The following is a 13,367-nucleotide window of genomic DNA, read 5'->3' on the forward strand; positions in this document are numbered from 1 at the left end:
CTATTGAACCGCCGTATACCGAACGGTACGTACGGTGGTGTGAGAGGTCGGAGCCTAACGGCTCCTCCTACTCGATTCTGTAAAGTAACATTTGTCGCAACGCTGAGGTATGGTGGTTACTTCTGGGTTGAGAATTAGTTAAGACTTAAAAAAACATACATAAAAAAACCACCGTGGAAAAGGGAGGAACCACGGTGGTCAAAAAGGGAGTTTCGAGCTTTCATTCAAAAAGGGGGAAGAATGAAAGTTCGTTGTTGTTAGCTTATATTTATATAATACCGGTCGGGAAGGAAAACCTGCTGTGAATAAAATGAGAATTTGATGAATGTTCGTCTAGTTTTTTGCCATCTCAATAAATTTGTAGCTGTATGGTGACCCAAAAGCGTGTTTTTGAACGCCTGTTATTTTTGGGTTTTGTAGTACGGCTGTTTGGTGCTGATACAATGGTAGAATGGCCGCATCATCGTCAAGGAGTACTTTTTCTGAGGAGACGAAGGCATTCCATCTTGCTATTGAGTTGGTGGCCAGTGTCGTATCAGTGGATTTGACGAGTTTATCATACGCTGGACTGTTATAATTCATACTATTATTATAGTAATCGGATAGGAATAGACTACTATATGTCCACGGGTCTTTAAAATCGGGCATCCAAGCGGCGAGAGAAATATCGTAATTGCTAGTACGAGTCAGTTCAGTTGCACTCTTAGCTGGCATTGTTTTAATATTTATCGTCACGCCGGGTAAATTTGTTTCCAATTGATTTTTTAGGAAGGCAAAAATGGTTTTTGTCGTATCTTGGTCATCACCTAAAAGTTCAAGCGTGATTTTGTCTGTTCCTAGTTCTCGTTTTGCTTGGGCTAAATAAGTGCTAGCCTTCGCTTTGTCAAAAGTAAGGTGATCGCCACTGTCTGCACGGAAGTCAGCACCTGTTTCGGGGTTTTGTACAAAGTCTTTCGGTAGCAAACCGTTTGCTGGGAACGAGCCATCACCTAAGATTTCGCTCGTTAATGCGTTTTTATCTACTGACAGATTTAAGGCATGGCGAAGGGCATTATTTGCAAGCGGTGTAGCTTTGCCGTCACGCTTTTGATTTAGGCGCAAATAGCTGATGAGTGCATCTTTTTCGGTTAGAAAATCGGAACGGTCTTTGTATTGTTTCGCGTATTCTCCGGAAAGTGGGGCACGATCGGCTTCTTTAGTTGTGTAGAGGTTAACCCCTGCATTGATATCTTTAGCGACCTGTACAGAGATTTCATCGACATTTACTTGTTTTTTATCCCAATATTCGTTGTTTTTTGCGTATGTCCATTTTTTGGCAGCATTTCCGTCCCAATCTTTCATAACAAAGGGGCCATTGTACAATGTATGTGCTGCATCTGTTCCATATTTATCGCCCTGTTTCTCCACGAAAGCTTGCTTTTGTGGGAAGAACGTTTCGAATGAGAGTAGCGAGATGAAGTAAGGGACCGGTTTCTTGAGCGTTATTTTTAATGTCTCCTTATCTGGAGCACTCACACCGAGTTCTGAAGCAGGTAATTTCCCCTCGTGAATTTCAGTTGCATTTTTAATAGAATCTTTAAAGAGAGCAGCATAGCTTGGAGCTGTTTTTGGGTCAACTGCGCGACGCCATGCGTATATGAAGTCGTCCGCGGTGACTTGGGATCCATCTGACCACTTGGCGTTATCTCTTAGTTTTATCGTATATTCCGTCTGATTTTTGCTGATTATAGGCATACTTGCCGCAACACCAGGCACAAAATTATCCTTCTTATCTAAAGTGTAAAGTCCTTCAAATACTTGATTTTGCGCGGTAAAGCTGACGAAATCTTCTTCAGCAGTCGTATTAAGTGTAAGTAATTCGCCGGTTTCTAAAAATTTGATTTGTTCTGACGTTTTTTGATCGGACGTCCCTATATTATCTCCGCAAGCCCCTAAAATTAAAACGCTTACTAATGATATTGCGACAAATGCTTTTTTTGTAAAATGCATGATGTTCCTCCTTTTTCTACCTGTTTTTTTATTAATTATATGTATTCCGACCGGATATGTCAACATTCAGTGAAGCGACAAACGCTTATCTCTGTCGTTAAAAGCTGTGCTCCGATGCTCACATACCATAGTATGCTCCGCGTCGGTGCTCGCTTTTGCCTAAGATCTAAGCATTTGTCGCTTCGCTGAAGTATGCCGGTTACTTCAAAGTTGATGCTATATCAAAATTTTTATAAAAATACATACAAAAAAACCACCGTGGAAAAGGGAGGAACCGTGGTGGTCAAAAAGGGAGTTTGTGCTTTCAGCGCCACGACAAACGCTCATCTGCGTCGTTAAAGTTTCCGTTCCAGTGCTCACGTACAGGTCGTACGTTCCGCGCTGGTACTCAACTTTGCCTAGCATCTAAGCATTTGTCGCAGCGCTGAGGTATGGTGGCTACTTCTGGGCTGAGAATTAGTTAAGACTTAAAAAAACCATACATAAAAAACCACCGTGGAAAAGGGAGGAACCACGGTGGTCAAAAAGGGAGTTTCGAGCTTTCATTCAAAAAGGGGGAAAAGAATGAAAGTTCGTTGTTGTTAGCTTATATCTATATAATAACGGTCGGGAAGGAAAACTTGCTGTGAGTAAAATGAGAATTTGATGAATGTTTGGCAAGCTTTCTTTCATTAGTATAAATCGATGTTTACCCAGCCGCGGACGCTATTGATTAGCCATGTTTTGGTTGCTTTTAAGAGGTCGTTTCGGTGCAAGATGCGTTCTGTGATTGTGTTTTCTGCTAGAAGGGTTTCCCGCATGGTTCCTGCTAGTAGACCGGATGATTGTTTTGGTGTGACTAGTTGGCCATCAATCTCTGCTACTAGGTTTCCATTGATAAATTCTGTGATTTCGCCGCGTTCGTTCCACAAAAGGGTCTCATCGTAATCAATTCTACGTCGTTTCTCATATATTGTTCGGTTGGTCGTTTTGTGATATAGAAATGGGTCGTTGCTATTGACGGATTTGTCAGCGAAGTGAGCTGTCCATGTAATTGGATCGGAAATGATTGGTGCGCCTTGGATGGTGATATCACCACTTTTGTTGGAGAGCAGGCGAACTTTCCAAATATCATTGGGGTGTTCTTGAGCAAATTTGTCTAGAGCCTCATTTGCGGCGTCAATGTTCCACGTGAAACCAAAATATTGAGCACTTTTTTCGATTCGCTTTAGGTGTAGGTCGGTGCGATAATAGGTGCCATCCTCTAAGCGAAGACTTTCTAATAGTTCGAATTTTGGTAGGTAAGTGGTTAGAAGGGCAGCTTTTGCTTGGACTTCCTCATATTCAGCGCCACTGCGTGAGTCCCAGACGATACCGCCACCAACGCCATATTCGGCGGTTTTTTCTTCTGTATCGACAACGACTGTTCGGATGGGAACATTGAAAATAGCTTCTTTGTTAGGTGTTACATAGCCAATTGCACCGCAGTAAACGTTGCGGGGAGAGGTTTCAGATTGTGTGATTAGTTGCATTGTTTTTACTTTTGGTGCGCCTGTGATGGAACCGCATGGGAATAAGGCTTCAAAAATCGCTGTTAAATGTACTTCTGGCAGAGTTTCCGCGACTACGGTTGAAGTCATCTGCCACACGGTTGGATAGCGCTCCACATCAAAAAGGCGCGGAACTTTAACCGAACCTGGTTTAGCGATTTGTCCGAGGTCATTGCGCAATAAGTCAACAATCATCACGTTTTCTGCCTGATTTTTAGCGGAGGCGGCAAGCCAATCTCGTGCTTTGAAATCTTCTTCTAAAGTCATGCCGCGCTTGGCCGTACCTTTCATCGGCTTAGTCGTGATAATACCGTCCTTCCAATGAAAGAAAAGTTCGGGTGAGGCGGATAGAATATGAAATCGTCCAGTCGACAAATAGGCTGAATAATCTGCTTGCTGTGCTATTTTTAGCTGTTCGTAAAAATTTTCGTCTTCTTCCATAAAATCGCTCTCTAGTCGGATTGTATAATTGGCTTGATATGTATTTCCAGCGGCGATTTGCTCTCTAATAAAATGGATGCCCTTCGCATAGGAACTGTAATCGGTTGTTGGTTGCCAGTCTAGTTTGGGTGGTGGTGAAAGTGGCGCTGTGATTTGATCGACCTCACGCATTTCACGAAAAACACCGAACCATAATAGTGGCATTTTACCAGCGGCGTGTGTAGTGAGATTTTTATTGAAAGCTGCTGCTGCTTCATATCCAATGTAGCCGGCGACGTAATAGCCGAGATCAACAGCCTGCTCGACTTGCTGCATCCGTTCTAACACATCATCTAGATTGTCAGTTTGGATAATGGCCTCGGGAGATGAGAAGAGTTGTGTTTTTCCTTTAAAATCGAACTGCATTTTCATTTTCATAGCTCCGTTCCGTTAGTTTTACAAAGTTTTTTAAGATTTCGTGCCCATGTTCGGAAAGAATTGCTTCGGGATGGAATTGAACCCCTTCGACTAAAAATTCACGGTGACGAACGGCCATAATGAGATCGTCTTCGGTTTTTGCAGTAATGATGAGCTCGCTAGGAAAATATGGTTCTGAGGCTATAAGTGAGTGGTATCTAGTAACAGAAAAACGCGCGCTTAAGCTTGTAAACACGCCTTCTTGATCATTTGTAATTATGGAAGTTTTTCCATGAACGGGTTCGGGTGCACGGACAATTTCACCGCCAAATGCTTGAACGATGGCTTGATGACCTAGGCAAATGCCAAGAATAGGTATTTTGCCGCTAAATTGTTGGATAATGGCTAAACTAACTCCAGCTTCATCAGGTGTCCCAGGTCCTGGTGAAATGACAATTGATTCGGGATTTATTTCACAAACTTCGGCCAGAGTTATTTGATCATTTTTCACAACGCGGACTTCTTTTCCGAGCTCTAATAAATATTGATATAAATTGTATGTAAACGAGTCATAATTATCGATTAACAGAATCACAATATCACTCCTAAATGGAATTTCCATGACTATATGTCCACCCTATTTATAGCAAACTAGTAGGCATTTGTCCAATAAGCAGACTTGTGATTTCACAAACTTTATTGGAAATGAGTGGGAGGGTAGAAAAACGATACTTTACTTAAAATGTTGTTTGTTTCGGCTTGTTGATTCAGCTTGCTAAATTGGGGGTTATGGGGTAAAATGTTCTTAAATAATGAACTAAAACGTTGACAAGAGCTAGTAGTAGAAGTTGTGCTTTTTAGAGAGCTGGTGGTTGGTGGGAATCAGTAGGAACGCTTTTATGAATCCGTCTTGGAGTGAGCAGAGGAAATGTCAGTAATCTGCTTCGGTGGGAACCGTTATATCAATTGAGCTGGAGTTTGGGATATTTCTCGGACTCAATTAGGGTGGCAACGCGGTACTTCCGTCCCTTTCCGAATGTTTATTTGGGGAGAGATTTGGGGGTCTTTTTGTTTGGGCTCTTAGAAAATGTCGTTTATTTTCTTAGAGCCCAAATATAAGACGGAGCGAAGCGGAGTGTTAATCCTTCAATTGTCTTACGCAGAGCGGGAATGCCGACAGTCTCAAACTAAATAAAAATCGAGAATACCATTTTGTGAGGAGGAAAAAAGATGTTGGATGTTAAGTTATTACGTGAAGATTTTGAAGGTGTGAAGGCGAAATTATCGCATCGTGGCGAAGAGCTTGGGGAGTTTGAAAAGTTTGGTGCGCTCGATACGCGGCGTCGAACGTTGATTATTGAAGTGGAGACGCTTAAAAGTCAGCGGAATGAGGTTTCGCAAGAGATTGCACAATTGAAGCGTGATAAGCAGGATGCGGATGCGAAAATTGAGGAAATGCGTGTGGTTGGAGATCGAATTAAGATGTTTGATACTGAATTGAACGAGATTGATGAGAAGTTACGCAATATTTTGATGGCAATTCCGAATATTCCACATGAGTCTACGCCAATCGGTGATACGGAAGAGGATAATGTGGAGGTTCGCAAATGGGGTGAGGTTCGTACATTTGATTTTGAGCCGAAAGCGCATTGGGATTTGGGCACGAATTTGGATATTTTGGATTTTGAGAATGCGGCGAAGGTTGCAGGAAGCCGGTTTGTTTTTTATAAGAAACTGGGAGCGCGGTTGGAGCGGGCATTGATTAATTTTATGATGGATTTGCACGCGACGGAGCATGGATATGATGAGATGTTGCCGCCGTATATGGTGAATCGCGATAGTATGACGGGAACGGGACAGTTGCCGAAATTTGAAGAGGATGCCTTCTTGATTGAAAAAGAGGATTATTTCTTGATTCCAACGGCGGAGGTACCGGTGACGAACTATCATCGTGACCAGATTATGAACGTGGACGATTTGCCTCAAAAATATACGGCTTACAGTGCTTGTTTCCGTTCTGAGGCGGGTTCTGCGGGGCGTGATACGCGTGGACTTATTCGTCAGCATCAGTTTAATAAGGTGGAGATGGTTCAGTTTGTAAAACCTGAGGATTCTTATGCGGCGCTCGAAGCTTTGACGGATAATGCAGAGGAAGTGTTGCGTCTTCTGGAATTGCCATATCGTGTGCTCAGCATGTGTACGGCTGATTTAGGCTTCACAGCTGCGAAAAAATACGATATTGAAGTGTGGATTCCTAGTGGTGACAGCTACCGTGAGATTTCTTCTTGTAGTAATTTCGAAGCGTTCCAAGCGCGCCGTGCGAATATCCGCTTCCGCCGTGAGCCGAATGCTAAGCCTGAATTTGTGCATACATTGAATGGCTCTGGACTTGCGATTGGCCGTACAGTAGCAGCGATTTTGGAGAATTATCAGTTGGCTGATGGCTCTGTTGCAGTTCCGAAAGTATTGCAAAATTATATGGGTGGTGTGGAAGTTATTGTAGCGCCGAAAAAATAAATGAATGATGCGAAAAAGGTTTTCTTCTGACACGTGGGGGAAGGCCTTTTTGCTATTAATTTAGTGTATAATAGGCGTACAACTACAGGATAAAGGAGTATTACAAAATGCGATTTTATGAGGAAGATTTTGCGCTTTTTGATCGAGATTATTTTCAGTTTCGTCAAATGAAAGAGTTTACGCCGACGTTGGTTGAGGGTGTGAAGGCAGAGTATAAGGTTAGATGGGATGCGTGGAAGGAATTTGTTGCGTTGTGCCAGCAGGAGACGTTTGGTTTTGGTAAGCCGAAAGTGGAGAGCTGGACGAATGGGTGGCAGGTTCGCTCGCATTTTTGGGCGTTTTATAAGGGTGTTTCGCGACAGGATTCAGCGAGTATGGTGGCAATTCTGCTGAACAAGAATAATTTTCGGATTTATTTGGAGTGGCATGCGTATCGAAGCGCGGATTCGGTGACGAGTTATGAAGATCATGTGAAATGGGTGCAGTTTCTTCCAGAGTGGATTCGGGAGTTGAATATTGACGTGTCGACCTACCAAATTTGGACATCTTATGAGGATGAAGCGGATAATTTTGTGGGGCTGGCAGATTATTTGGAAGAGCCAACGCGGTTTGATGAGCTTTTGGGAATTTCAAAAAAATGGTTACGAATTGGGCGTATTATTTCGAAAGAAGAAGCGTTGAAAGTTGTTGCTATGGAAGAGATTGTAAGGGAAACGATGATGGAATTGGCGTATTTATACAGCAAGACGGAGAGCTTTGAATAAATTTTAAAAATCTCGTTGACAGCGCTTTCGAAAAGGTGCTATACTTAGACTCAAGAAAAGGATTGTTACTGATTCGATCAGGCATTACCAACATCGACGGGGAAACGTATATTTTTTGTATGCGTGGATGCGTATGATTTTGGTGTTTTTTTTGTCCATGAAAGCGAGGAGGCTTCTATGAGGATTGTTAAAGCGATTAATAATAATGTTGCGTTGGCGGTGAATGAGCAGGGACACGAGCTTGTTATCATGGGCAAAGGTGTTGGATTCCAGAAGAAGATGGATGATATTATTGAGGATGCGGTTATTGAGAAGGTCTTTGTTTTGGAAACGGACGAATTGTCTGAGAAATTGATGGATTTACTAGGTGAGATTCCGGCGGTTCATTTGGAAATTGCGGATGAGATTGTGAATTTTGCAAAGGAAACTTTTGATGCGAAAATCAGTGACAATGTATACTTAACTCTTACGGATCATATTAACTTTGCGATTGCTCGGCATGAGAAGGGTATGTTAATTCGTAATGTGATGTTGTGGGAAATTAAGAAGTTTTATAAGGATGAGTTTCGAGTTGGTTTGAAGGCACTGGAGATTATTAAGAAGCGGCTGGGGGTTCAGCTTGGTGAGGACGAGGCTGGCTTTATCGCACTTCATATTGTGAACGCGCGGACAGATGGGCAAGGGATGAAGACGACTGTTGATATGACTCAAGTGGTGCAGGATGTGCTGAATATTGTGACTTATCATTTCAATGTGGTTTTAGACGAGACCTCACTTAATTTCACACGATTTGTGACGCACTTGCAATATTTTGCACAACGGCTTTTGCGGAATGAAATTGTGGATTCTGGTGATGATTTCTTGTTTGAGCAGGTGCAGTTGAAATATCCAGAGAGTTTTGAATGTACTGGGAAGATTGATGCATATTTGCAAACGGCGCACCACGCAACGCTTACGAAGGATGAACGAGTGTATTTGACGCTCCATATTCACCGAGTAACAGAGCGGAATCGGACAAATGAATAAAAAACATGACTTGTTGTTGTGGCTCTTATAAAGCATCCTTTGCTGAATTAGAGCCTCGATATGAGTGGGAGCGAAGCGAGCATTCATTCCTCCCGAATCTTTATACGCTAAATAACAATTAAAATCGGAATAATCGGATACTAATATTCAAAAAGACAAACTATAATTTTGTGGGCTTATTTTTTCGCAACTTTATGCTTGCTCTGTAATGCATTACAGGGTGTATAGTGATTTTTAGATAGAGATTTGATAAAAAAGGAGGAAATAATTTTGAAGTTTATTATTACAGATTCTTATGAAGAAATGAGTACGGTTGCAGGGCAGCATTTATTGGGTTATATGTACCAGAATCGTCGTGTAAACATGTCGATTACAGCTGGGAATACACCACTACGGATGTATGAGCAGCTTGTCCCGCAGGTAAAAGGAAAATCTTATTTTGATAATGTGCATTATTATAATTTCGATGAGATTCCGCTGAAAGGAACTGGCGAGCCAGGTGTGACGATTAGTAATTTGGCTAAATCTTTTTTCACTCCTGCAGGGATTCCGTCTGAGCAAATTCATGTGCTGGATGAAACGAATTATAAGACGCATGACGAGAGGTTGAAAGCGGATGGTGGGCTTGATGTAATGCTGCTTGGTATTGGCGCAGATGGGCACTTTTGTGGGAATTTGCCAGACACAACAGATGTTCATGATGAGACGGTTGCGGTTCCAACAACGCCTGAAATGAAGGAGATTTTGCTTGGTGAGGTTGGCGGTGATGCGTCGAAGGTTCCAGATTTTTATGTAACCATGGGACCTAAAGCTGTGATGCAGGCCAAAAATATTATTATGTTTGCAAATGGTAAGCATAAGGCTGAAATCGTGAAGAAAGCATTTTTTGGTGAAATTACGAAAGATGTGCCGTCTTCCATTTTACAATTGCATCCATCGATTACGGTTATTTTGGATAAGGATGCAGCAGAATTATTAACTAATATTTGATATAGAAGGGAAGAGAATTATTATGACAAAATCACCATTTCCAGAAGGATTTTTATGGGGTGGCGCGGTTGCTGCCAATCAATGCGAGGGTGCGTATTTAGAGGATGGGAAGGGATTGTCTCCTGTTGATTTGTTACCATCTGTTGAGGAAGGGCGTTGGGAAGCAGCTTTGAATCCGAAAAAGGCGCTTGAAACGACTTATAATTATTATCCGAGTCATGAATCGATTGATTTTTATCATCGTTATAAAGAAGATATTGCGTTGTTTGCGGAAATGGGATTCAAGTCGTTCCGTTTGTCGATTAGCTGGCCGCGGATTTTCCCAAATGGCGATGACGCGACTCCGAATGAGGCTGGGCTTGAATTTTACGATCGTGTTTTTGCGGAGTGTGCGAAATATGGGATTGAGCCTGTTGTGACGATTAACCATTTTGATACGCCGGTTGAACTTTTCAAGAAGTATGGTGGTTGGAAGAATCGTAAGTGTATCGACTTTTATTTGAATTTCTGTGATGTTATTTTTAAACGTTATAAGGGACAAGTGAAGTATTGGATGACGTTTAACGAGATTAATATGATTTTGCATTTGCCGTTTTTCGGTGGTGGTATTGATGTGAACGGTGAAGCGAATCCAGAAGAGGTAAAGTATCAAGCAGCGCATCATCAGTTGGTTGCTTCTGCGATGGCGACGAAATTGGCGCATGAGATTGATCCTGAAAACCAAGTTGGTTGCATGTTGGCGGCTGGTACGACGTATGCGTTTTCATGTGATCCGAAAGATGTTTGGAAGGCACTTGAAGCGGATCGTGAGGGCTATTTCTTCATTGATGTGCAGGCGCGCGGTTACTATCCAAGCTATAGCAAGCGTTTCTTCAAGGAAAACAATATTAATCTAGTAATCGAAGACGGCGATCTGGATGTTTTGAAAAATCATACGGTTGATTATGTGGCGTTTAGTTACTATTCTTCGCGCCTAACAAGTGCTGATCCTGAAGTGATGAAGGAGACAGAAGGTAACGTTTTTGCGACATTGCGTAACCCGAATCTAGAAGCGAGCGAGTGGGGTTGGCAAATTGATCCGCTTGGTTTGCGTATTACGATGAATGCGATTTACGACCGTTATCAAAAACCATTGTTCGTTGTGGAAAATGGTTTGGGTGCAGTGGATACGGTTGAGGCTGATGGCTCGATTAATGATGACTACAGAATTGATTATATGCGTGAGCACGTTCGCGAAATGGGCGAGGCGATTGAGGACGGTGTCGATTTGATTGGCTATACACCGTGGGGTTGCATCGACCTTGTCAGCGCTGGTTCTGGTGAGATGAAGAAACGTTACGGCTTCATCTATGTAGATCGCGATAATGAAGGTAAAGGAACGCTCAATCGTTCTAAGAAGAAATCATTTGATTGGTATAAGAAAGTAATTGAAAGCAATGGTAGTGATTTAGCATAAAATAAGAGCCGAACTGCGAAAAATATTTTGTAGTTCGGCTTAAATTTTACTTGCTCTGTAATGCATTACATGAAGTATACTCAAAATGTAAACAAGATTGAGAGGGGCGAATAGATACATGGTAGAGATTAAAAAGCAATTTCCAGAAGGATTTTTATGGGGTGGTGCAACGGCTGCAAATCAGGTAGAGGGTGGTTTTGATTTAGATGGTAAAGGCCTTTCTACAGCTGATATGGTTAAATTTGTTCCAAAAGAGGAGCGTGGTGGCGGTCATGCGCTGGACGTAACTTCGGCTGAAATTGAGGAGATTTTGGCGGGGAGATCAAAGGCACGTTTCCCAAAACGCGATGGGGTTGATTTTTATCATCGTTATAAAGAGGATATCGCACTGTTTGCAGAAATGGGATTCAAGACGTTTCGATTGTCGTTTAACTGGGCGCGTATTTTTCCGAATGGCGATGACTTAACGCCGAATGAGGTTGGCTTAGAATTTTATGACAATGTGATTGATGAGTTGTTGAAATATGGTATTGAGCCACTGGTGACGTTATCTCATTATGAGACACCGCTTGGTTTAACGCAGAAATATAATGGTTGGGCGAGCCGAGAGGTTATCGATCATTATGTGCGCTATGCGGAAACGGTAATGACACGTTACAAAGATAAAGTAAAGTATTGGCTGACATTTAATGAGATTAATATCATCGCGATTAGCCCATATACTGGTGGCGGCGTGGTCGTGGATCGTGTGGATAATCCGCTTGAAGTTTCTTATCAAGCGGCGCACCATCAATTTGTTGCGAGCTCGAAGGTTGTTAAGTTAGGCCATGAGATTAATCCAGATTTTGAAATTGGTTGTATGTTGGCACGGATGGAAACGTATCCGGCAACGAATAATCCAGACGATATCTTGCTTGCTCAGCACCAAAATCAGATGAATTTGTTCTTTACGGACGTTCAAGTGAGCGGTTACTATCCTGGTTTCATCAAGCGTTATTTTGCAGAAAATGATATTACAATCAAGATGGAAGACGGCGATTTAGAGCTTTTGAAAAATTATCCTGTAGATTACTTGTCGTTTAGTTACTACATGACATTATCTGTTTCGGCTGATCCGAATCGTGATCAAACGGGTGGGAATTTCATGGGCGGCGTGAAAAATGAATATCTGGAAAGCTCTGACTGGGGCTGGCAGATTGATCCAAAAGGCTTGCGTGTAACGCTGAATGGATTGTATGATCGCTATAGAGTACCACTTTTCATTGTGGAAAATGGTTTGGGTGCATATGATACCGTGGAAGCGGATGGTGCGATTCATGATCCGTACCGTATTGATTATTTGCGAAAACATATCGAGCAGATGGCAGAAGCTATTGCAGACGGTGTTGATTTGATTGGTTACACGAGCTGGGGGCCAATCGATTTAATTAGTGCATCTACGAGTGAAATGTCGAAGCGTTACGGTTTCATTTATGTGGATCAGGATGATGAAGGGAACGGTACGTTGGCTCGCTCACGTAAAGATTCATTCTTCTGGTATAAAAAAGTGATTGAGACGAATGGTGAAGATTTAGCGTAAGTTAGAAAAGAGATTAGCGGTTTTTGTAGCTAGTCTCTTTTTGTCTTGATTAAAGGCATTTTTTGCGTTACATTTAAGCTAATAGCGCAATGGAAAGTAGGGTGTGAAATGAAGAAACAGGAACTAATCGATGCTGCAATACAAGTTATTCAGGAGGATGGGGCTCACCAGTTAAGCTTGGCGAAAATTGCTGAGAAAGTTGGCATCACAAAACCTGCCATCTTCTATCACTTTAAGAATAAGCAAGATTTAATGATGGCGTTAACGCACTTCACTGTTGGCGAGTATGAAAAAATAATTGCTGTGGAATATGAAAAAATATCTGAAAATGATGCTTTGCGCCATGTTCATGCTTTTTTGAAAGGAAACTTGCGGCAATTAAATGATTCTGAACTGATTAAAGTGCATGCGGCTTCGATGGAAGTCTTAGTTTCGAATGAGGAGGCAACCGCGGTTTGGCAGGATGTATATCGCCGGGAGCTTGGAAAAATGGCTCCAGAGATTGGTGAAGTTCGTGCGGATTTGCTTAGTGTGGCACTCGATGGTATGTGGTATGGTGCAATGTGCGGGGTTTGGGATGCGAAACGCGCGGAGGCGGTCATCTTATATTTAGAGAAAATCATCAATCAAGCGTAAAGATTTGCTTTTTTTACAGTTTAGAACTAAACTTGTGATGAGGA

General features: G+C 42.2%; 10 protein-coding genes and 1 other annotated feature. Of the genes, 7 read left to right on the top strand and 3 right to left on the bottom strand.

Translation table 11 applies throughout. The annotated features are described in order from the left end of the window. Positions 1-333: 333 nt before the first annotated feature. The 3 genes from R8925_RS09540 to R8925_RS09550 form a co-directional block, all read right to left on the bottom strand. Entirely contained in the window at positions 334-1,989 is a 1,656-nt protein-coding gene (locus R8925_RS09540; RefSeq protein WP_430535643.1) for a peptide ABC transporter substrate-binding protein, read from the bottom strand. A gap of 671 nt (positions 1,990-2,660) precedes the next feature. Beyond that, positions 2,661-4,370, bottom strand: a complete 1,710-nt coding sequence (gene pabB / locus R8925_RS09545) for an aminodeoxychorismate synthase component I (RefSeq protein WP_430535644.1) — start codon at positions 4,368-4,370, stop codon at positions 2,661-2,663. Beyond that, positions 4,348-4,950 (bottom strand): anthranilate synthase component II, encoded by a 603-nt coding sequence (locus R8925_RS09550; protein WP_430535693.1) that lies wholly within the window; start codon positions 4,948-4,950, stop codon positions 4,348-4,350. The genes pabB and R8925_RS09550 overlap by 23 nt, the downstream gene beginning before the upstream one ends. A gap of 221 nt (positions 4,951-5,171) precedes the next feature. Beyond that, positions 5,172-5,388, top strand: a binding site (T-box leader). Between the two features lie 197 nt (positions 5,389-5,585). Here R8925_RS09550 and serS point away from each other — a divergent pair. The 7 genes from serS to R8925_RS09585 all read left to right on the top strand — a co-directional run bounded on the left by serS (position 5,586) and on the right by R8925_RS09585 (position 13,323). Continuing rightward, complete coding sequence (gene serS, locus R8925_RS09555; RefSeq protein WP_430535645.1) at positions 5,586-6,872, top strand: serine--tRNA ligase; 1,287 nt, start codon at positions 5,586-5,588, stop codon at positions 6,870-6,872. Positions 6,873-6,979: 107 nt separating this feature from the next. Continuing rightward, complete coding sequence (locus tag R8925_RS09560; RefSeq protein WP_430535646.1) at positions 6,980-7,636, top strand: HI_0552 family protein; 657 nt, start codon at positions 6,980-6,982, stop codon at positions 7,634-7,636. A gap of 177 nt (positions 7,637-7,813) precedes the next feature. Beyond that, on the top strand, positions 7,814-8,662 hold the full coding sequence (gene licT, locus R8925_RS09565; protein WP_430535647.1) for a BglG family transcription antiterminator LicT: 849 nt from the start codon (positions 7,814-7,816) through the stop codon (positions 8,660-8,662). A 270-nt stretch (positions 8,663-8,932) separates the two neighbouring features. Continuing rightward, positions 8,933-9,652: a glucosamine-6-phosphate deaminase gene (locus tag R8925_RS09570; RefSeq protein ID WP_430535648.1), complete on the top strand. Its 720-nt coding sequence runs from the start codon at positions 8,933-8,935 to the stop codon at positions 9,650-9,652. Positions 9,653-9,674: 22 nt separating this feature from the next. Continuing rightward, positions 9,675-11,108: a 6-phospho-beta-glucosidase gene (locus tag R8925_RS09575; protein ID WP_430535649.1), complete on the top strand. Its 1,434-nt coding sequence runs from the start codon at positions 9,675-9,677 to the stop codon at positions 11,106-11,108. Between the two features lie 118 nt (positions 11,109-11,226). Then, positions 11,227-12,687 (top strand): glycoside hydrolase family 1 protein, encoded by a 1,461-nt coding sequence (locus R8925_RS09580; protein WP_430535650.1) that lies wholly within the window; start codon positions 11,227-11,229, stop codon positions 12,685-12,687. Positions 12,688-12,795: 108 nt separating this feature from the next. Next, positions 12,796-13,323 carry a TetR/AcrR family transcriptional regulator gene (locus R8925_RS09585; RefSeq protein WP_430535651.1) on the top strand — a complete coding sequence of 176 codons (528 nt, stop codon included), beginning with the start codon at positions 12,796-12,798 and terminating at the stop codon, positions 13,321-13,323. Positions 13,324-13,367: the final 44 nt, after the last annotated feature.

This window comes from Listeria rocourtiae subsp. hofi (assembly GCF_963575615.1).
GTDB classification, from domain to species: domain Bacteria; phylum Bacillota; class Bacilli; order Lactobacillales; family Listeriaceae; genus Listeria_A; species Listeria_A hofi.